This window comes from Paenibacillus sp. FSL H8-0282 (assembly GCF_037963825.1).
Lineage (GTDB): Bacteria > Bacillota > Bacilli > Paenibacillales > Paenibacillaceae > Paenibacillus_AQ > Paenibacillus_AQ odorifer.
This window is the reverse complement of the sequence record NZ_CP150146.1, coordinates 2,191,789-2,210,971: the sequence shown is the minus strand read 5'-3', so window position 1 is coordinate 2,210,971 and position 19,183 is coordinate 2,191,789. Positions and strand designations below refer to the sequence as shown.

Here is a 19,183-nt window from a genome sequence, read left to right as displayed (position 1 = left end):
AAAAAGAGTCTCTCTTTTTTTCGGAAAATATGTTAACGTGTGCATATAACCATTTAGGGAGGAATTTGAACGCAATGTTGAACTTTCGTCTAAATACTAACCGTGTAGAACAAGATGCGATTTCTCAGGAAACCTCACTACTCACCCTCTATCCGCTCGAGACGGATCACCCCCGTCCTTTTATATTGGTATTACCTGGTGGAGGTTATCAGCACTTAGCCAAACATGAAGGAGAACCTGTGGCTCAATGGCTAAACAGTCTAGGTATTCATGCAGGTGTACTAGATTATCAGGTCGGAGATTTCAACGTCTCTTCTTTGTTAAATGATGTTGAGGAAGCTCTCAAATGGATTAGGGAAGCACCCAAAGCTTGGAATGTGATCTCAGACAAAGTAGGGATGATTGGATTCTCGGCAGGAGGACACTTAGCTTCCATCTCTTCTACCACTAGAGCAGAGAAACCAAACCTTCTTCTGTTAGGTTACCCTGTAATCACTTTCCAAGAGCCCCATTCGCACAAGGGAAGCCGGCTACATTTTCTTGGAGACGACCCATCACAAACGGAGCTTGACTCCTTTTCCTCAGAAGCCCAGGTGGATTCACTCACACCTCCAACCTTTATCTGGACAACAGCGAACGATGCCAGCGTTCCCGTGGAGAATAGTCTGTTGTTCGCCTCTGCCCTGTCTAATCAGGGAATTCCTTTTGAATTACATATCTTTGAAGAAGGGCGGCATGGTTTAGGGCTTGCTAAAGAACACCCTCATTGCCAGCAATGGCTTTCCCTTGCTGAGAATTGGTTAAGGGAACGCCAATACGTTAAAGGAGAAGAAGACCTTATGAGACAACAACTATTTATTGCAGGCGATTCCACTGCGGCCATTAAAGGCGCTGGAGAAAAACCTATGACCGGTTGGGGAGAGTACCTGCAAAGTTATTTTCGGACTTCTATTCAAATCCAGAATCGTGCAATTAATGGTCGAAGCACCAAATCGTTCATAACAGACGGCCGCCTCGATGCTATAAGAAAAGACTTCCAACCCGGCGACTACCTGTTTATTCAATTTGGACATAACGATGAGAAAAAAGAGGATCCATTACGTTACACCGATCCTGAAACCGAATATCGCCATAATCTAATTCAATATATAGATGCTGCTAGGCAGCTAGGGGGGACTCCGGTTCTGTTAACCTCTGTAAGTCGCCGCCGCTTTAACGCCGATGGAGAGCTGGACCCGTTTGCTGTAGGTGCTTATCCCGAGGTAATGAGACAAGTGGCTGAAGAAACGCACACTCCGCTACTTGATATTTTTGCAGCCTCGCAAGCGCTCTATCGTTCATTAGGCGAAGAGGAATCCAAGAAGTTATTCATGCATTTGCCAGCGAAAACACATCCCAATTACCCAAATGGGGTTAAGGATGATACTCATTTCTCAGATGAAGGTGCCCGGCAAATTGCTAAACTTGTGGTTCAAGCTCTTAAACAAAATCCAGCCTCATCTCTATCAAACTTACAACAACTTTTATAAGGAGTGATCAATGATGTCTCTAATTAAAGAAGTTATTACGGAGTACTATCGTATCCCTTTGCCAGAAATCATGGAGGATGCTAAACACGGCTTGCATACTCATTTTGAAGTTCCCATTGTCAAAATTAGAACGGACGACGGTCGTGAAGGTGTAGGTTATACCTATACTGGCGGATTTGGCGGCAAAGCGATCTGCTCACTAATTGCTAATGAATTAACACATATCTTAGTTGGCAAAGACGCCAGCTGTGTGGAAAGTATCTGGGAGCAGATGAACTGGGGAATACATTATGTTGCTCGCGGGGGCTTGGCTAGCTTCGCCATTGCGGCATGTGACATTGCGTTATGGGATTTACGTGCGAAGAAAGCAGATGAACCTCTCTACAAACTTCTTGGTGGCGCAAGCAATGAGGTCAAATGTTATGGTGGAGCGATTGATTTAAACTTCCCATTAGAAAAGCTCCTGCGCAACAATCAAAAATACTTAGATATGGGCCTCCAGGCTGTCAAAATTAAACTTGGCCAAAAAACATTAGCTGAAGATGTGGAACGAGTGGCTGCGGTACGCCAATTGGTCGGCCCGGATGTAGCCTTTATGGTCGATGCCAATATGAGCTGGAGTGTGGAAAAAGCGATAAAAGCCGCACGCGAATTTTTGAAATACGACATTCTCTTCTTAGAAGAACCAACGATTCCGGAGGATTATGCCGGCTATGCACGGATTGCTGAAGAAACAGGAATGGCCGTTGCAGGCGGAGAGAACTTGCGCACATTAACCGAATTCCATCACATGCTGCAATATGGTCATGTTGATTTTCCTCAACCTGATGCTTCCAATATAGGCGGAATAACGGGCTGGTTAAAGGTAGCTCACTTAACACAAGCCTATAACCTTTCCGTTTCAACACATGGGATGCAGGAATTACACGTTAGTTTGTTAGCAGCTATGCCAAATGCAGGTTATCTCGAAATGCATAGCTTCCCTATCGATCAATACACTACACGTCCGCTAGTGATTAATAAAGACAATGGGATGGCAGTTGCGCCAGAAGTAACGGGCACTGGTGTTACCTTTGACTGGGACAAATTAGCACCTCACAAACAACAATACTAATAGGAGCGATCGGTCATATGAGCATTCCCCTTCAACTAGGTGTTCGAGCACATGATTTCACACAAGTTCCATTGCAAGAGTTAATTGAGAAGATTAAGTCCTATCATTTCACTCATATCCAGTTTGCACTTAAGAAATCTTTTCCTGATAGTGCCCCTAGCCTGACGGCTATAAGCTCTGGAACAGCCAGCTATTATGGCAATGCCTTTAGACAGGCAGGTATTCAGATTGCGGTTCTGGGCTGCTATGTAAATATTGTAGACACCGATCCTCACAAACGGGCAGAAGCGTTAGCTGCGTTTAATACCCATCTGCGCTTGGCCAGGGATTTCGGCGCTAGTCTGGTAGGTACGGAAACCGGAAGTGTGGGACTTGGGTATACCACAGATAATTTTACAGAAGAAGCCTTCCAAGAGGTGGTGACATCAGTTAAGGCCATGGTGGCGGAGGCCGAACGTTTTGGTGTGACGGTAGGAATCGAAGCAGGACTTCATCATCCGCTTTACACCGCGCCCTTAACCCGCCGACTTCTGGATGAAGTCCCTTCTAACAATCTTCAGGTCATATTAGATTGCGCAAATCTAATGTCACCTACAAATTACTTGCATCAAGAAGCTATTATTACGGAGGCTTTGAAGCTTTTAGGAAATCGAATTGCTATCATTCATTTAAAAGACTTTATCGTCCAAGATGGAGCCATAAAAATAGTCCCTGTAGGTCAAGGGTGGCTAGAGTTTGAGCCGATTCTTCGTTATATGAAATATGAACGTCCTCATATTCAAGGAATCCTGGAAAGCACTCCTGAGTCACATTTAGGAGAAAGCATTACCTTTTTGCAACAGATATACGAATCCTTGTAGGGCTTCATCCCATTAAAATGAATAAATCCACTGCACACCTCTTTATCTTACCTGGTGCAGTGGATTTTTATATTCTGTTTAACATCCGTTTGACCTCCATCAAATAATCGCCTGTTATGATCAGGGCATCAAGAGTACCTGGGAGGGGTTCCATGCGTCTTGCTTTATTCACGGACACATTTCTTCCGCAAACCAACGGAGTTTCACGTACGCTTCAACGATTAACCACCCATTTGAAAGAGCGCGGTATTGAACATCTACTTTTCTCACCAAAATCTGCTCCTGAAGACAGTTATGCCGATCCCATACGACCCATTACCAGCATCCCCTTTTTCTTATACCCTGAATGTAGACTCGCACTGCCCAATATGTCCTCTATCCAATCAGAGCTGAAAGCTTTTCGTCCCGATCTGCTTCATATGGCAACTCCGTTCAATATCGGTCTCTGCGGCCTTCGTTATGCGCGAAAACATGATCTGCCCCATGTCGCCTCCTATCATACCCATTTTGACCGCTATCTTGAATATTACCGGATGAAAAAAATCGCTCCGCTCTATTGGAAATACATGAAGTGGTTTCACCGCTCCTGTGATGCCACCTTTGCACCATCCTACGAAACCCTCAATTCCCTCCAAGCTCAAGGCTTTCATCGCCTGAAGCTATGGTCCAGAGGCATCGACTGCCAGCTGTATACCCCCAAAAAACGCAGCCATGAGGTCCGTGAGCGCTACGGAATTACCGCACCGTTACTGCTTCTATATGTGGGAAGGATCGCTCCTGAAAAAGATATACAGACCCTTGCTCTCGCCATGCAGCAATTGCCCGAATCTACGCAATCTCAGGTTCATTGGCTGGTCGTTGGAGACGGTCCCCTTCTGCCGGAAATGCGGGCACAGGCGCCGCATAATGTCACGTTTACAGGCTATAAACATGGTGACGAGCTTGCCCAATTATATGCCTCAGCAGATCTATTCGTCTTCCCTTCCAGTACAGAAACCTTCGGTAATGTTGTCCTTGAGGCGATGGCCTCGGGACTGCCTGTCCTCGCAGTAAATGAAGGTGGGGTGAAGGATCTGGTCACACCCGGCCGCACAGGAATGATTGTCGAGCCCCGCTGCCCGGATGCTTTTATTCGTGAGATTTGTGCATGTGTAGAGCACCCTCAAAAGCTGGCTGCTATGGGGCATGAAGGTCGAAAGCTCGCACTCGGCCGCTCTTGGGAGAATATTTTTGATGGACTCATCCGCGATTATGAAGAGATCATTGAGAATAGACGTTATGATCTTATACCGGCTTTACTACCATTAATATAATAATGACGATAGTAAGTACATGAACCGCCGCTTCTAGCGGAGCGATTTTGTTCATAGCGGTAGTGTAACCATCAGGAATTTCCTCCCCTTCGCTGCTCATTACGAGCTGGGTTAGCTTTTTCAATCGGGGCTCAACCATTCCAATAATAATCACTTCGATCACGATAAAAAATAATAACGACAGATTTAACCACAACACCGACAAGCCCATTTTATCTATGATCATTAACAAAATACCTGTAACGATCAGGGTGATCCCACCTGTCTTAGGGAATCTGTTTATTTTCTTCATAAGACCAAATACAAAACGAAGCTGACTGCCTGTCTTGGCTGAGCTTGTCAGTATTGGCAGCACAAAAGCTGGTCCAATTCCCACTATGGATGCTATAACATGTATAACTACCACAAGCTTTGAGATCATATGCGTCAAATCCATATTTACAATCCCCCCTATCATTCGTTGTTTAGATTCATATGAGGCTGATAGGAGAATTAGTCTTGCAGAATCCTTTAAATCTTAGATAATCTTAAAAAAGCGCCTAGCCGGATATTACCGACTTAGGCGCTTTTTTAACAAATATTCAGTTATTTTACCGTAACTTTCATGATCGCACTCTCATTTACTCCTTGATCATTCAACAGCTCAGCCCGGTATTCATAGACGCCTGGAGAACGGTTAGTGATAGAAGTAGAAGCCGTTTGTGCGTTTGGGGTACCCGCTGTTAAAGTCTGAGTATCGATCAGTATTCCGTTCTCATACAAGCGATACTCTTTGCCGTTCATCCCCCACCATAAATTCATAGTCACTTTATACTCTCCATCACCATCCCAGTTGTCATTGGACAACACCGGCTTAGCTGGTGCAGCATCCTTCACGATAACCACATGAGCAGCAGACACCGTTGTGCCAAAAGAATTGGTCAGCTCAGCCGTATAGGTGTAGGATCCGTTTTCTTTTCCGGTAATATTAGTCACTGCAGTCTGTGCAGCTGGGGAATCATCACGTAAGGTTTGCGTGTCGATTAAGGCACCATTCTCATATAGCTTGTAGACCGTACCATTATTGCCCCACCACATATTCATTGTGATTTGGTAATCCCCGTCCAAAAGTCCTGTATCCTGCCCATTATTATTGGATAGAACCCATTGCCCCGGAACACCTGTAGCCTTCTGAGGTCCACTTACGAACACAATCACTTGTTCTGTCGTCGAAAGTCCAGCGTTATTAATGGCTGTTGCGATGAACGTATGCGCTCCCGCAAGCCCTGTGAGTAGAATCTCATCTCCATAAACGACAGGTTTACCATCAAAGGTAATATCCAGACTGCGAATGCCAGACTCTGGATCTTCCGCTACGACCTGCACCTTCAATACATCCGTTTCACTCATTTGAGCAGAAGGTAAACCAGAAATCGTAGGTGGTGTAGTATCTTCAGTTTCTCCCGGTGAGCCTACATATTGAATTTTTGGAGCCGCTGGTTGTTCCATCCCTTCACCAAGAAAGAATCCAGGGTGCGGAGGTTGATTATAGCCTACATTTTGCCAAGCTACTGCCAGGCGGTAGATCGGATCATGCATCAATGTGCGAATACGATAATCTGTCATATCCGTTGTTGTGTAGATCCGTAGTTCAGAACTGTCCGTTGCCCGCCAGATCACTTCTTCACGCCAATCCCCGAACAGATCTGCCTGCAAGCTTGGATTCGCCTTGGTGCCATTATTTGAAGAAGCACCTACAGCCGTCAATAAGTTAACCGTTGTCTGGTTGGTATAGTCCCACTTATCCACTCGATTCGCATCCAGTAATTCACGTAAAAGATCACTATCCCACCAAATACCAAAATTCGTGGAGGAAGGCAGTTTTTTAGTGATTAGTTCCCCTTGCGCACTGTATAGGCCCGTAACAGGTATATGCTCCTCGTTGGTGATCGTTGCAGCCCATACCTCTTCGCCAGCATATCGCGGATCAATATCTGCTGACATTCCCCGTCCAGTATCAATTCCCGTGAATACACCCCATAATATTTCTCCTGTAGCTGCATCACGCATTTCAATCCCATACTTCGAATCGGTATGCTCATGAACATCAAAGACTTCCAGCCCGGGTCTGGTAGGATCAAGGTCCCCGAAATGAATTGCATCACCATGGCCAAGCTTTGTATTATACAGCGGCAATCCGTCATCGTCGATTGCCATCGCGCCGAAGGTTATTTCGTCCTTGCCGTCGCCGTCCACATCTCCTACAGAAAGATTGTGGTTTCCTTGACCAACGTAGTCTCCATATCCTTCATCATTAGAATCGAAACGCCATACTTTCTCGAGCTTGCCCTCACGATAATTGTAAGCTGCAAGTACGGTTCTAGTATAATAACCGCGGCTAAAAATCACGCTTGGCTGCTCGCCGTCTAAATAAGCTACAGCTGCCAAAAAGCGGTCTACACGGTTACCATAGGTGTCCCCCCAAGCGCCAACATCTCCACGTGGCGGATCATAATCAACGGTATCCAATGCCCGGCCTGTCGCCCCTTCGAACACCGTTAAATATTCATTGCCCAGCAGCACATAACCCGAACTGTTACGATAGTCTGCACTGGCATTGCCGATGACTTTTCCTTGACCGTCCACTGTGCCATCTGCCGTCTTGATCATAATTTCGGCACGTCCATCACTATCCAGATCATATACCAGGAATGGAGAATAGTGTGCACCGGCACGAATATTAGGCCCTAAATTAATCCGCCATAAGCGAGTTCCATCTAATTTATAAGCGTCCATATAGACAAGTCCAGTATACCCTGCTTGAGAGTTATCCTTGCTGTTCGAAGGTGACCACAACATGATGATTTCATATACACCATCACCGTCCAAATCACCTACACTTGCATCTCCCGCACTATACGTATACGGTTGACCATCCTTGGTGTAATCATCTGCTGGCTTCTGCAAAGGGATCGATAGATATTGCTTCCGCCATACGCTGAATGGTTCCGAAGCAGATTTCTCGATTCCATTGATTACTGATGTGATTCTATATTTGGCATCCTCCGTGCCTGTAATATCGAGATAGTTCGTGTTTTGAGTAATCAACGAATCATTTAGTTTCTTATCGCCACGATACAGATTGAATCCTATCGTTTCCGGATCCAGACCTAACATCCGCCAGCTGGTATAAACACCCTCATCTGTCTTAACCGCTACAGGCGCACGATCCAGCGCCTCCATCTTCCGGTATAATGTTGTCACCGCTGAGGTTTCCAACGTAGCGGATAGATCAGAGATGCCGCCTGCATTTACCGAGGCTACTTTGTAATAGTAAGGAATGGTAGTCAGAACGGTCGTGTCTGTGTACGAATCTTCGAATGATTTGCCGATCAGGATGAACTCACTGTCTGCGGATTTCGCACGATAAATGTTGAACATCCGTGCATCCGGTACCTCATTCCAAGTAAAGGTCACATCATTTTTGTTCGTAGATTGTACAGCTAGACCACTAGGTACGGCTGCTTTTGCTACGGAGGGGTCAATCATAGACACTTTTAGCGCATTGGAGCCTACGGATTCCAGTCCCGTGCTGTCGACCGAAGTTACCGTATAGATATATTCCATACCAATATCCGCAGTGGTATCTGTGTAGAGCGGCTCTGTTGTTTCGCCCAGCAGCTCTGCACTATTCGCAACCGTAGCCTGACGATATACACGGTATTTCAGCGCACCCTCCATACTATCCCAAGAAAGATTAGCAGTGATAGGCTCACTGTTTAAATCCAGGCTACCCAGTTTCAGATTCGTTGGGGCTAATAATAACGGGGTGATCTCCAGCCCATTGAGATGAGCGGTTGTGCCACTAAAGACAAGATTCATCTGCCCGTCTTTGACAGCAATCTGGTTATACAGCTTCTCAGCAATATTTTCCTTACCTGAGGAGACTGTTCCGTAATCTTTGCCTTCAATGGCTACATTCGTCTTGGCAGATCCAATCCAATCTCCTGTATAGGTCTTAACAGAGTAATAACCATTGGGTAAATCAACTTTGAATTCATACGATCCTCCAAAATAAATCACAAAATCTCTGCGCAGATCGTCCGTCGCATTTCCCCGATCCCGATCAATCATCCCTGCACTCGAGGTCAAACCATATCCACGTTCTGGGGTATACAGGACATTCACATTCACTTCCGTATAACCCGCAGCAACGGGTGAACCAACAGGTCCAAAATCATAACGATACTGGGCGGATTTCGTAGTCAGCTTCACTTCATCTGAAGGCTCAGACTCTCCTAGCCCGTTCACTGCAGTCACTCTTACCGAGTAGCTTTGACCTTCAACCAACCCGCTTAATGTCAATGAAGGGACAGTTGAAGTTCCCGCTAATGTATAAGCAGATTCGGCTTCTGCCGCTAGCTTACGATAGATTTTATAGATATCTGTACCTTCTACTTTATTCCATTTCAGTACTGCACCTGCATTACTGATACTCCCAGCTACAAGACCTTCAGGCTTCACAGGCACCGTTTCCGGCTGTTTGATGTCCTGCACAAAGCTGGAGAGTGGAATATTTAATTCCCCTATTCCTTTGGCCAGCAGACGGGCCATTTGAATGGCTCCGTATTCTTGAAAGTGAGTATCGTCTGTCGAGCCATTTGGGAAAGCACCATATATCCCTGCATCGAGGTGAAGGAATACAGAGCGTGTAGCTGCAAAACCGATAGAATTGTAAAAAGCTACACTGAGTGCGCTAAGATCGACCAAATCAACATCAAGTTCACTTGCTACCTCTTTCATAGCCTGCACATATTCTGGAAAGCTCACATTGAATTTTTCGCTCGCAGCATTATAATCTCTGCGCCCCATGGGGGTCACCAGAATCGGAGTTGCTCCTCTTTGCCTAGCTCCATTGACATATGTTTTTAAATAAACTTTGTAATCGGCTGGAGAAGCATATCGGTCTGGAACGCTAATCGTTGCGTCATTATGACCAAACTGGATCAGGAAATAATCACCCGGTTGGATCTTACGCAGCACTTCATCCAGCCTTCCCTCGACAATAAATGACTTAGAGCTGCGTCCTCCGATAGCGTGATTCTTAAACGTTACTTCCTCGCTAAAGAAATCAGGAATCATTTGTCCCCAGCCTGCCTGTGGTATCCAATAAGGATCATAAGTCTGCACGGTTGAATCACCCGCAATATAAACCGTTGGCAATTCATTAGCAGGACGGTCTGGCTGCTTAGTAATCACCAGTGCATTGATATTAGGCTTAGTGCCAGAGAACACCAAGTTCATTTGTCCATCCACCAAAGCGATGTCAAAGCTCATTTCCAAATACTGGCCTGCTGTTTTGCTCGTCAGTTGAACTTTTTGAATGGATTCGACTTTGATGCCAATCTCTGTATCTCCGGCGCTGTCACCAGCGATAAGTGACACTGTATAATCGCCATTCGGTAAATCTACATTAAAAGTTGCATCCTTAGGGACCACAAAATCTGATCGCAAAGGATCTGAGGTTCCTCGGTCTACCCCAGTTACTTTCGATATATCTGTAAATCCATATTTAACCTCAGAGGAATAAGATACCCCTGCATCTACCTTAAGATAACCTTCAGCCACAGCACCCGGGCCAAAATCAAAGGAATAAACATCCCCTTCTGGCAAAGTTCCAGGAGGCGAATACACAGCGCTTTCCACCTTGTTAGATAGCTCTGATTCGCCTTGGTCATTGGCTGCCTTCACCCCATAATATTGCCGTTTTGAGGTGTCCGCTGAGGCATCCGTAAATGTCGTCTTCTCTGACTGACCAATCTCATGGAATGTTCCATCTGCTGAATCAGACCTTAAGATCGTATAGCGGCTAGCTCCAGCCACACTGTTCCAATTCAGTTGAACAGAACTTACACCGACACTGACAATTGAAAGACCGGTTGGTGCTGCGGGAACCTCTACCCCCGGAATTTTGTCTACGGTCACAGATGCGCTCAAAGCAGACTCCTCACCCTTTCCATTTACAGCTGACACATTGTAAATGTAACCACTCCCTTCATTTACATCTGAATCCACGTAGCTGTTAGCAGCAGCTTGACCTATGGCTTGAAGGCTTCCACTAGGAAGAACCGTTCGATAAATATTGTAATAGACTGCTTCGGTCACGCTGCTCCACCCTAGAGATACCTCAGTGGGAGTGATATTATGAACCACTAATCCCTCAGGGGCTTTCAATGGACCTGGTACAATCTGCTGAATAATTAGTCCATTTAAATATCCGCCAACCCCTGTACCCGTAATGCCGACGGTCAGTTGACCATCTTGAACAGTCGTCCGGTAGGTAGCTTGATTTACAGCTTGCTTGCTGCTTATCGACCCAGCCGTGCTACCTTCCAAAGTAATCGTAGTTTTGGTTGTACTTGTACCCGCTAGTAAATCTCCTGAGTATACAGTCACATCGTAATCCCCATTAGGAAGATCCACCAAAAAAGAATAGGACAGTCCCAATACAAAATCGTTGGTCATATCGTCTCCACCCGAGCGATTCCTCGAAGCAACCGCCTGATCTAAACCATACCCTAGCTCATTCGTATATAATTCAGATTCATGCACGCCTGTATAACCACTCATAACAGGACTTGTTGCTGTTCCAAAATCATATTGCAAGGTTATTGGGCCTGAAGCTGCACTGGCCTGTTGCCCCCCAAATGTTGTAGATGGAAGTATTGATGAACAAATGAAGATCCACGACAATAACACCATAAATATTTTATTTCCAAGTTTATTCCTCTTCATCTTCCGTGCTTCACCCGCTTTCTTATGATTAAAAGAACTTAGTACGCATCTAGCCCCGTTGTAGTAAACGCTTACAATAAGCTTCGTTGTCATTCGTTCTTCAAATATAAGTTCACTTCGTGCGCGTATCCCCTCCTCTTTGCTCAGGAAGCTGGATGGTAGCTGATTCCAGTTTCACTCATATCCAACACGATACTACCACCTAAGTGTCACTCTGAACATTTAAAAAACAGATTTTATCATACACTAAACCGTTCAATTTCTTCGCCTATAGTTATAAAAACCTACGATTTGGGAAAAATTTAGGACAGAAGAATCAGTGAGGGGACACCCGCTTTTGAGATTACGACAACAGTTTTGCTATTCCTTCATCCTTAACCATTCGCTTCTGAGCAATCCATAGGAATAAGTATCATGCCAGATTGGCTCTCCATTACTATCGTATTTAATATAACCCGTCTGCAAAAAATGTCCTTCTCGACGAAGCTTCAATCGTTCAAGCAGTTTCCATGAGCGTGTATTTTCGGGATCACAGTTCGCAATCACACGTCTCATTTTCAGATTATCAAAGCCATAGTTTAACAATTGATTACAAGCCTCTGTAGCATACCCGCTTCCATGAAAATCAGGGTTAAAAACATATCCAAATTCCCAAACGCCAAAAACCTTTGGTTCGCTCGCTTGAAAATATAAGTTGCCGATCATTTTTGTCGTAGATTTAAGACAGACTGCCCAAAAAGCACGGTCCGATGACCGTCTGAGCGCCTCAGTGCGAGATTCATCTGCATTAAACACGGAATAGGGCTCATATTTCACAACACTTTCTTGGGACAAATATTCATGAAGGTCTTTCCAATCCTCTGCTGAGAACCTTCTAATCCATAAACGTTCGGTTTCCATAATTTCCATCAGAACAACACTTCCCCAATATTAATAGTAAATATATACCATACACCCCATAATACCCCTATTCCTTTTTTATTTCATATGAGTAAAATCATTTCACAAACAGCAAATAGGCCTCCTTGGATTCCCAAGAAGGCCGATGAATGTTTCTCTATATCTTAACTCTGCTTAAACTGCCACCTGACGCAAATAATCGTTCGATATGCTTCTGAACGGTTGGGTCTGGGATCAGTGGCGGGGCTTGATGGGGTTTTACCCGAGCATCAATAATCACGTTATCACAGGACCAATGTTTATACTCAGTAGAACTGTTCACTCCATAGATATCATGAGATGGATTACTGCGGGTGAATGTCGCCCATAGGAAATTGTCGATCTTTTCACTCAAAAACTCGCTATCATCACACAAAATAATCATTGGGCAAGAAGGAAGTGACCCTTGCTCCTGAATAGCTTCACTAAGCTTGTTCATTTCCAGTGCTGCTTCAGCGTAGCTTGTGAATTTAGCGCCTTGAAGGGCAACAAGACCAGGCATCACCATTCGTGCATGTTCAAATCCCTGTAATTCTTTCAGCAGGCCTGGCACCTCTGTACATAGCTCTCTTTTCTTATCCCCTACTGCTGCGAAGATCACTTTACTTCCGCTGTTTAATCCTGTGCCGGAATAATCAAGTGTATCAATCGTGGTATTGGTATAGAAATGAATATCTCTATGAAGATTAATCCGCTCTAAGATATACGTCAAGAAATCCTCGATATTATGTGTGCTGATAGGCTGATTCTCTTCTGCTGTAATAAACAAAAACTTAGCTAAACTAAGCTGACCCGTCCCTAAAATCCGGTTAGCAATGGTCAGAATTTCCGCTGGCTGTTTTACTTGCTGATAAGGCGTATAACGTTCACTGCCAATGGCGAACAGCAGGGGATGAACACCCGCAGCATCGACTGCATGAACTTCTTTGACGCCCGGAATTTCTTGGCGGATAGCCCCACCTGTCAGCTCGTGAATTAACTCACCAAACGCGGTATCCTCTTGTGGCGGCCGGCCGACAACCGTAAATGGAAAGATTGCATTTTTTCTGGCGTACACTTTATGTACTCTCATTACTGGGAAAGGGTGAACCAAGCTATAATAGCCTAAATGGTCGCCAAAAGGCCCCTCCGGCTTCGTCTCACCAGGGTGAATTTCACCTGTTATTACAAAGTCCGCATCATTGCTGATACAATAACCATCCACATAGCTATAGCTGAAATGGCGTCCTGAAAGTAATCCTGCAACGATCATCTCACTCATTCCCTCAGGCAAAGGCATAACCGCCGATAAAGAGTGAGCGGGTGGTCCACCGATAAAACAACTTACTTTAAGCGGTTGTCCTTGGCGGTTCGCTTTTTCCTGATGTACGCCAATGCCGCGATGAATTTGATAATGAATGCCCACTTCTTTATTTAATTCATACTCATTTCCAGTCAGCTGCACACGGTACATTCCCAGATTGGAGTTCATAATGCCCGGCTTGTCCGGATCTTCTGAATACACCTGCGGCAAGGTTACAAAAGCACCACCATCTCCCGGCCAATGTGTGATTAGCGGAAGATCAGAGATACTAATTTCCTGAAAACCGCTTGGCAGACCCCCTGGCTTTTTAATCGGCAATGCTTTTCTCGCGGATAATCCGGTACCAACATATTTAAATGGATTTTTGAGTGCTTTTACGGGATCGTTGCGAAGGGCAATTACGTTATGTGTGGAGTCCCAAGTCCGCCGAAAGATAAACTTACTGCGCTCTATCGTTCCAAAAAGGTTAGATACGGCCCGAAACTTCGAGCCTTTTACATTTTCAAATAATAATGCAGGTCCGCCAGCCTCATAAACCTTTAGGTGAATCGCCGCCATCTCTAGATAAGGGTCCACTTCTTCATGAATACGAACTAAATGTCCGTGTTTCTCTAAATCATTAACACACTCTTCTAAATTGCTATATTTCATTTCATTACTCCGATCTCTAGAAGGTTATTACAAGATTACTTGGATGCTTTAATTATACCCTGTAAGATATTAAAATAAAGCGCACGCGTACCCTATGTACTAGAACCTAACGTCTTTATCTTGTATTCTCTGGTTTCGGTTCACTCCGCAATATATTTTTAGCAGGAATACCTACAGCCGAAGCGTTATCCGGCACATCCTTTACCACGACAGACATGGCCCCGATATTAACATCGTTACCAATGACAACCGGTCCAAGAATCTTGGAGCCTACTCCAATAAAAGCTCTGTCTCCAATCACTGGCTCTCCTAAGTTATTTCTCCCGCCAATAGTCACTTGATGAAAAATAGTAGCATGGCTTCCAAGCACCGCTTTAGGACTAATGATAATCCCATTTAAACCATGCGGTAAATGAAGCGCGTCACCAATTTGAGCTTGAGCGTGAAGCTCGCCATTCGCAAGAATACGGACAAAAAGCACATCCATTATTCGATACAAAAGCCACAAAGGTTTTCGCACGATGCCATTCTTCACTCGATAATACACCCAATTTCCATAACGATAAGTAAACAAGGCCATAATCGTTTGAGGATTTTTCAGATTTGCTTTCCAGTCCGTTTTGAATGATTTCATCATTTTATCGTTCTCCTTTTTAGGGGCTAGGGTATGCACTGTATTCTGGAGTAATGAAGGCAACTGTGGATAAAACATCTGGGAGGATCGCGGGCTGGAGGGTCAGTCGGTGATTGTACTTTCACCAGTGTAAGATAGATTCTGAGATTCATCAAGCAAGTGGGCAGTTCTCTCTATATAATCATCAACCGATTTAGAGGCTTGTTAAACAACAACACGCGCCGAACAAAAAGATCGGCGCGTGTTGAACAGCATATTTTCTATTAAATCAGATCCAGAACAATCACATTCACGGAATTGGCAGCTAGCTTCACAATTGCCGTGTCTTTATCAATTACGATTTCCGTTTCAACTGGTGTAACCTTCTCATCATTTTTTCTGTTCACATTAGGTGTGTGAACCAGCGAGGCGTCTCCGGTTAAGGTAATCCGTTTACCCGTAGCAGCTACTTTTAAGCCTTTTAGATCAAGCTTCGTTGCTTTTTCTACACCATCCGCATTTACAAGCTTCACATAAAGATGCTTATCATCTTTAGTTACGGAATTGTATACCTCTCTGTTATAAGCCTCAAGCTTATAATCCAGTACTTTGCTTGTTACCTTGCCATCTGTATAAGAGCAAATCAAATGTTTGCCATCTGCTCCGCCATAATTAACGGTGATGGTATATTCCGTATGATCCGCAAGCTCTTCATAGCAACTGGCTCTAAGGTTACCAGCAGCGGTACTAGAGGAATAATCGCCGAGAGTATAAGCCTCAATCCCTTGCTTGTACACCTTGACTCCTGTGGCATCGCCATTATAGCCAATTGCATATTCGATAACATCTTTATTTTCCGGTGAGATTTCTGTCAGACCTGCGCCTACATAGAAGCCATCTTCGCCAGAAGCTTTTTCAGCTACAACCTCTACTTTATAATTAGTCCACGCGTCATTAAGGATATACAATCCATTCAATCCGCCATTCTGCGCTTTCAATACCAGACCTTTGGAAGGATCAATCGTATATCCGGCAGAGCCAGGAATCACTTTCCAAGCTTCATCCAGCGGCTGCGTGAAATCTTGATCCAACCATACACTGCCATCTACATTCGAAGTCACTTTCACCCGTTTCACGATCACAGCTGATTTCCCGGCAGCCACTTCAATTCCTCCATGAGGAATGAGGTCTACCTTCTCCCCGTTGCGATAAGTCGAAAATGAGGTGCCAACCACTTTGGTTCCCAGGTATTTAGCATACAGCTGCTGAACATAATAGTTCGGTGTGTACCATACGGTTTCATCATCGAACCAGATGCAATCCGGTGTCCATCTATAGGTGCCATCTGTCAGAACCTTGTTGAACAACGGTGCCGTTGCTGCCAATCTAATCACATCAGAGTTATTCTCGAAGCTGGACATAATCGCCGCCTCAGCAACAGCTCCTGCCAATGTGTTTTTATCTGTGGAAGCATATTCACCCACAAAAACCTTTGAAGTTTCAGCCTCATCCAAGCTGCCGTCTTCCTTATAGGCTCTGTAATAGTAGTTGTAACGATCAGCATTCTCTAACAAATATTCATTGGAACGGTAGTAATGCTCATCCGCAATGGTATCCATGTAGTTCTTTTGTTTTTCGTACCAGGTAACAGTCTCTTCGATGCTCGATGTACCATCCGTAAAGCTGATTTTTTCCGAGCCCTGTAAATTTCCGCTTAGGAATTTCCAACCTTGCTGGTAAGCATCATCATCTGCCTGTGCACCCACGGTAGAGAGAATAGTCAATTCATGATCAGGATAGTTCTTCACCATATACTCATCAATCACTGTTTTAAAATATTCGAAGTTGGCGAAAAACTCTGTACCCCAGTTTTCATTCCCCACACCCAAATAACGCAGATCAAACGCTGCTTCATGGCCCATCTTTTTACGCAATGCAGCCCACTCATTATTGTCAAAATCCATGCTAATCGCAAAATCAATCAGATCCGTAAAGTTCTTCACATAATAATCTCTTAACGCACCGCCAGCTGGATTCGCATAATCCGAACGAGCTTGACAGAGTACGCCGCAGGCCATAACCGGAAGTGGTGTTGCGTTCAAATCCTCGGCTAATTGGAAATACTCCATATATCCAAGACCCATGGTCATCATGTAGCCCCATACGTTATAGTTCTCTTTGCGCAATTCGATATCGTTGACGGACTCTTTCCAATCGTACACGTTCTCCCAAATGTGAGAACCTTCAGAAATACAACCCCCAGGGAAACGCAGGAAGGTAGGATGAAGGTCAACGAGTGCATTCACTAAGTCTTTTCGCAATCTATAGTTTGAATTTCCTTTATAGTTAGCATGAGCTGTAGCAGAACGTTCCTCTTCACCAGCGCCCCAAACGTCATCAGGAATTAAGGAAACCATATCAATGGAGATCTCACCGTTAAAGGTTAAAGCCAGCTGACCAAGCACAGTTTCAGATCCTGTTAATACAAGCTTTGAATCGACACCATACTTCTTCCAGCTGCCGTCACCGTTTACTTCAACAACTGCAGTATCGCTGATGGCTTTACCGTCTTTGTCGAGCAATTGCAAGGTAATTGTGCCCGCTGCTTCTGCCTTCGCCCAAATCGTGAAGTTGTACTTGGCATCTTCCTGAATAAACATCGAGCAGTGCTGATTGGAATCGGCAAAACCTCTATTATTAATCGTCGCGCCATCCGCTACCGTCACATAATGCGCATTCATATCTTTATCATCGATGCCGAAGAAATCGTTTAATCCGCCTGTATTATGGACAGTCATTTGGTCTGTATCCCCAGACCATGCGTGAAGAGGTGTATAATTTCTTCCGGTGGAAGCACCATGTACACCACATACATGCGAATAGCTGTCAAAAGCAAAAGATTCGAAGGAGCGGTTCTGCACTAGCTCTGCATAGATCCCACCGTCTGCTGCATTGTTAATGTCCTCATAGAATAAACCATATAGAATTTGGCTAACATCCAAAATCTCCTGATTGCCGTCAATCGTTAAAGTGTAAGGTGGCAAATCTTCCGGAAGCACAGACACCGTGAAGCTCTTTTCTACTGTACTAGCTCCCTTTTTCAAATGTGCTGTAAGTGTTACACCATGAGCAGATTGAACTCCTTTATTCACAACGCCTTCATTAGAAATAACTTTGGTATCGCTGGATACCCAAGATACGTCAACTTTCCCGCCCATCAGCGAAGCTGGCAATTCGATATCTTTGGTAATAATCGAGCTTGGGAAGGTTAAGTATTTATCTTTTGCAAGCTTAACGATATCTTCATCCGTCAAAGATTCGCACATAATTTCAATCACTTCATCTTGAGTTAAGCCTGCTTTATATACACGGAAGTCCGAAATATAGCCGCCAAAATCAACATCTGCCGCGTACTGGGATTTCCCGATTGTATTATTGCTATAATTCAGTTGGTCTTCAAAAGTAGCAAACCATGTGCGCAGCTTAGCATATGTGCCACTCGAGGTTTGGCTGATCATTCCATCCGCAACTACTTCACCATTTACATACATCACAGGACCTGCACTGCTTAGTGTTCCACCTTTTGTGCCTGTAACTGCAAAGGAAACGTGTACCCATTCATCAGTCGCAAAGGATTTCCCTGGATCTGCAATTAAGTCTTCCCCTGCAAAACAAGTGCCCCGTAAATTGCGGGTTACAAAAAGATAAGGTCCTGTTTCACCTTTACCAAAATCAAAAATTCTTTCCCATAAGCTTGAAGCTTTGCTTACATACATCCAGGTCGAAATCGTAATTCCTGTATGGTCACTGACCTCTTTAAGCAGATCGTTAGGTAATGAAATATAGGATGTGCCATGTTCTCCCCCAGCAAGCGAAACAGCTTGTCTACCTGCTACGGATTTAATAGCCGGCAGCTTCGTACCTGAAGCGGTTCCATCATTGCCGTTCCCCGAGAAATCTTGACCAACATCCTCTGGATTATCAAACTTATAATGCGCAATTAGACTACCATTAATAAATTTGTTACCGTTGTCATTTTTCATAGAAGATCACCTGTTATCTTTATAGTAGAAATCTTAAAAACCTA

The 19,183-nt window shown here is 44.5% G+C and carries 10 protein-coding genes; 4 read left to right on the top strand and 6 right to left on the bottom strand.

Annotated features, from left to right (window positions below; genetic code table 11):
- Window positions 1–74: 74 nt before the first annotated feature.
- The 4 genes from NST94_RS09460 to NST94_RS09445 all read left to right on the top strand — a co-directional run bounded on the left by NST94_RS09460 (window position 75) and on the right by NST94_RS09445 (window position 4,816).
- Window positions 75–1,529 (top strand): GDSL-type esterase/lipase family protein, encoded by a 1,455-nt coding sequence (locus NST94_RS09460; protein WP_339281901.1) that lies wholly within the window; start codon window positions 75–77, stop codon window positions 1,527–1,529.
- A 10-nt stretch (window positions 1,530–1,539) separates the two neighbouring features.
- Window positions 1,540–2,643, top strand: a complete 1,104-nt coding sequence (locus NST94_RS09455; RefSeq protein ID WP_339281900.1) for a mandelate racemase/muconate lactonizing enzyme family protein — start codon at window positions 1,540–1,542, stop codon at window positions 2,641–2,643.
- A 17-nt stretch (window positions 2,644–2,660) separates the two neighbouring features.
- Window positions 2,661–3,503 (top strand): sugar phosphate isomerase/epimerase, encoded by an 843-nt coding sequence (locus tag NST94_RS09450; RefSeq protein WP_339281899.1) that lies wholly within the window; start codon window positions 2,661–2,663, stop codon window positions 3,501–3,503.
- Window positions 3,504–3,655: 152 nt separating this feature from the next.
- The gene (locus NST94_RS09445; protein ID WP_339281898.1) at window positions 3,656–4,816 is read left to right on the top strand and encodes a glycosyltransferase family 1 protein; all 1,161 of its coding nucleotides are present in this window, start codon (window positions 3,656–3,658) and stop codon (window positions 4,814–4,816) included.
- On the opposite strand, the gene NST94_RS09440 is transcribed toward NST94_RS09445, so the two are convergent.
- From NST94_RS09440 to NST94_RS09415, 6 genes are all read right to left on the bottom strand, one after another.
- The gene (locus NST94_RS09440) at window positions 4,788–5,252 is read right to left on the bottom strand and encodes a DUF2269 family protein (protein WP_248549305.1); all 465 of its coding nucleotides are present in this window, start codon (window positions 5,250–5,252) and stop codon (window positions 4,788–4,790) included. The genes NST94_RS09445 and NST94_RS09440 overlap by 29 nt on opposite strands.
- Before the next feature lie 149 nt (window positions 5,253–5,401).
- Window positions 5,402–11,557 (bottom strand): SGNH/GDSL hydrolase family protein, encoded by a 6,156-nt coding sequence (locus tag NST94_RS09435; RefSeq protein WP_339281897.1) that lies wholly within the window; start codon window positions 11,555–11,557, stop codon window positions 5,402–5,404.
- A 393-nt stretch (window positions 11,558–11,950) separates the two neighbouring features.
- Entirely contained in the window at window positions 11,951–12,490 is a 540-nt protein-coding gene (locus tag NST94_RS09430; protein ID WP_339281896.1) for a GNAT family N-acetyltransferase, read from the bottom strand.
- Between the two features lie 157 nt (window positions 12,491–12,647).
- The gene (locus NST94_RS09425; protein WP_076124967.1) at window positions 12,648–14,483 is read right to left on the bottom strand and encodes a UbiD family decarboxylase; all 1,836 of its coding nucleotides are present in this window, start codon (window positions 14,481–14,483) and stop codon (window positions 12,648–12,650) included.
- A 115-nt stretch (window positions 14,484–14,598) separates the two neighbouring features.
- Complete coding sequence (locus NST94_RS09420) at window positions 14,599–15,120, bottom strand: serine acetyltransferase (RefSeq protein WP_036679239.1); 522 nt, start codon at window positions 15,118–15,120, stop codon at window positions 14,599–14,601.
- A gap of 260 nt (window positions 15,121–15,380) precedes the next feature.
- Complete coding sequence (locus NST94_RS09415; protein ID WP_076301284.1) at window positions 15,381–19,139, bottom strand: alpha-L-arabinofuranosidase C-terminal domain-containing protein; 3,759 nt, start codon at window positions 19,137–19,139, stop codon at window positions 15,381–15,383.
- Window positions 19,140–19,183 lie beyond the last annotated feature (44 nt).

What these genes read in the sequence shown, in the direction of transcription:
- NST94_RS09450 (WP_339281899.1), top strand. Translation starts at nt 2,661, where the DNA reads ATGAGCATTCCCCTTCAACTAGGTGTTCGAGCACATGATTTCACACAA.
- NST94_RS09415 (WP_076301284.1), bottom strand. Translation starts at nt 19,139, where the DNA reads ATGAAAAATGACAACGGTAACAAATTTATTAATGGTAGTCTAATTGCG.
- NST94_RS09445 (WP_339281898.1), top strand. Translation starts at nt 3,656, where the DNA reads ATGCGTCTTGCTTTATTCACGGACACATTTCTTCCGCAAACCAACGGA.
- NST94_RS09420 (WP_036679239.1), bottom strand. Translation starts at nt 15,120, where the DNA reads ATGATGAAATCATTCAAAACGGACTGGAAAGCAAATCTGAAAAATCCT.
- NST94_RS09435 (WP_339281897.1), bottom strand. Translation starts at nt 11,557, where the DNA reads ATGGTGTTATTGTCGTGGATCTTCATTTGTTCATCAATACTTCCATCT.
- NST94_RS09440 (WP_248549305.1), bottom strand. Translation starts at nt 5,252, where the DNA reads ATGGATTTGACGCATATGATCTCAAAGCTTGTGGTAGTTATACATGTT.
- NST94_RS09455 (WP_339281900.1), top strand. Translation starts at nt 1,540, where the DNA reads ATGATGTCTCTAATTAAAGAAGTTATTACGGAGTACTATCGTATCCCT.
- NST94_RS09425 (WP_076124967.1), bottom strand. Translation starts at nt 14,483, where the DNA reads ATGAAATATAGCAATTTAGAAGAGTGTGTTAATGATTTAGAGAAACAC.
- NST94_RS09430 (WP_339281896.1), bottom strand. Translation starts at nt 12,490, where the DNA reads ATGGAAACCGAACGTTTATGGATTAGAAGGTTCTCAGCAGAGGATTGG.
- NST94_RS09460 (WP_339281901.1), top strand. Translation starts at nt 75, where the DNA reads ATGTTGAACTTTCGTCTAAATACTAACCGTGTAGAACAAGATGCGATT.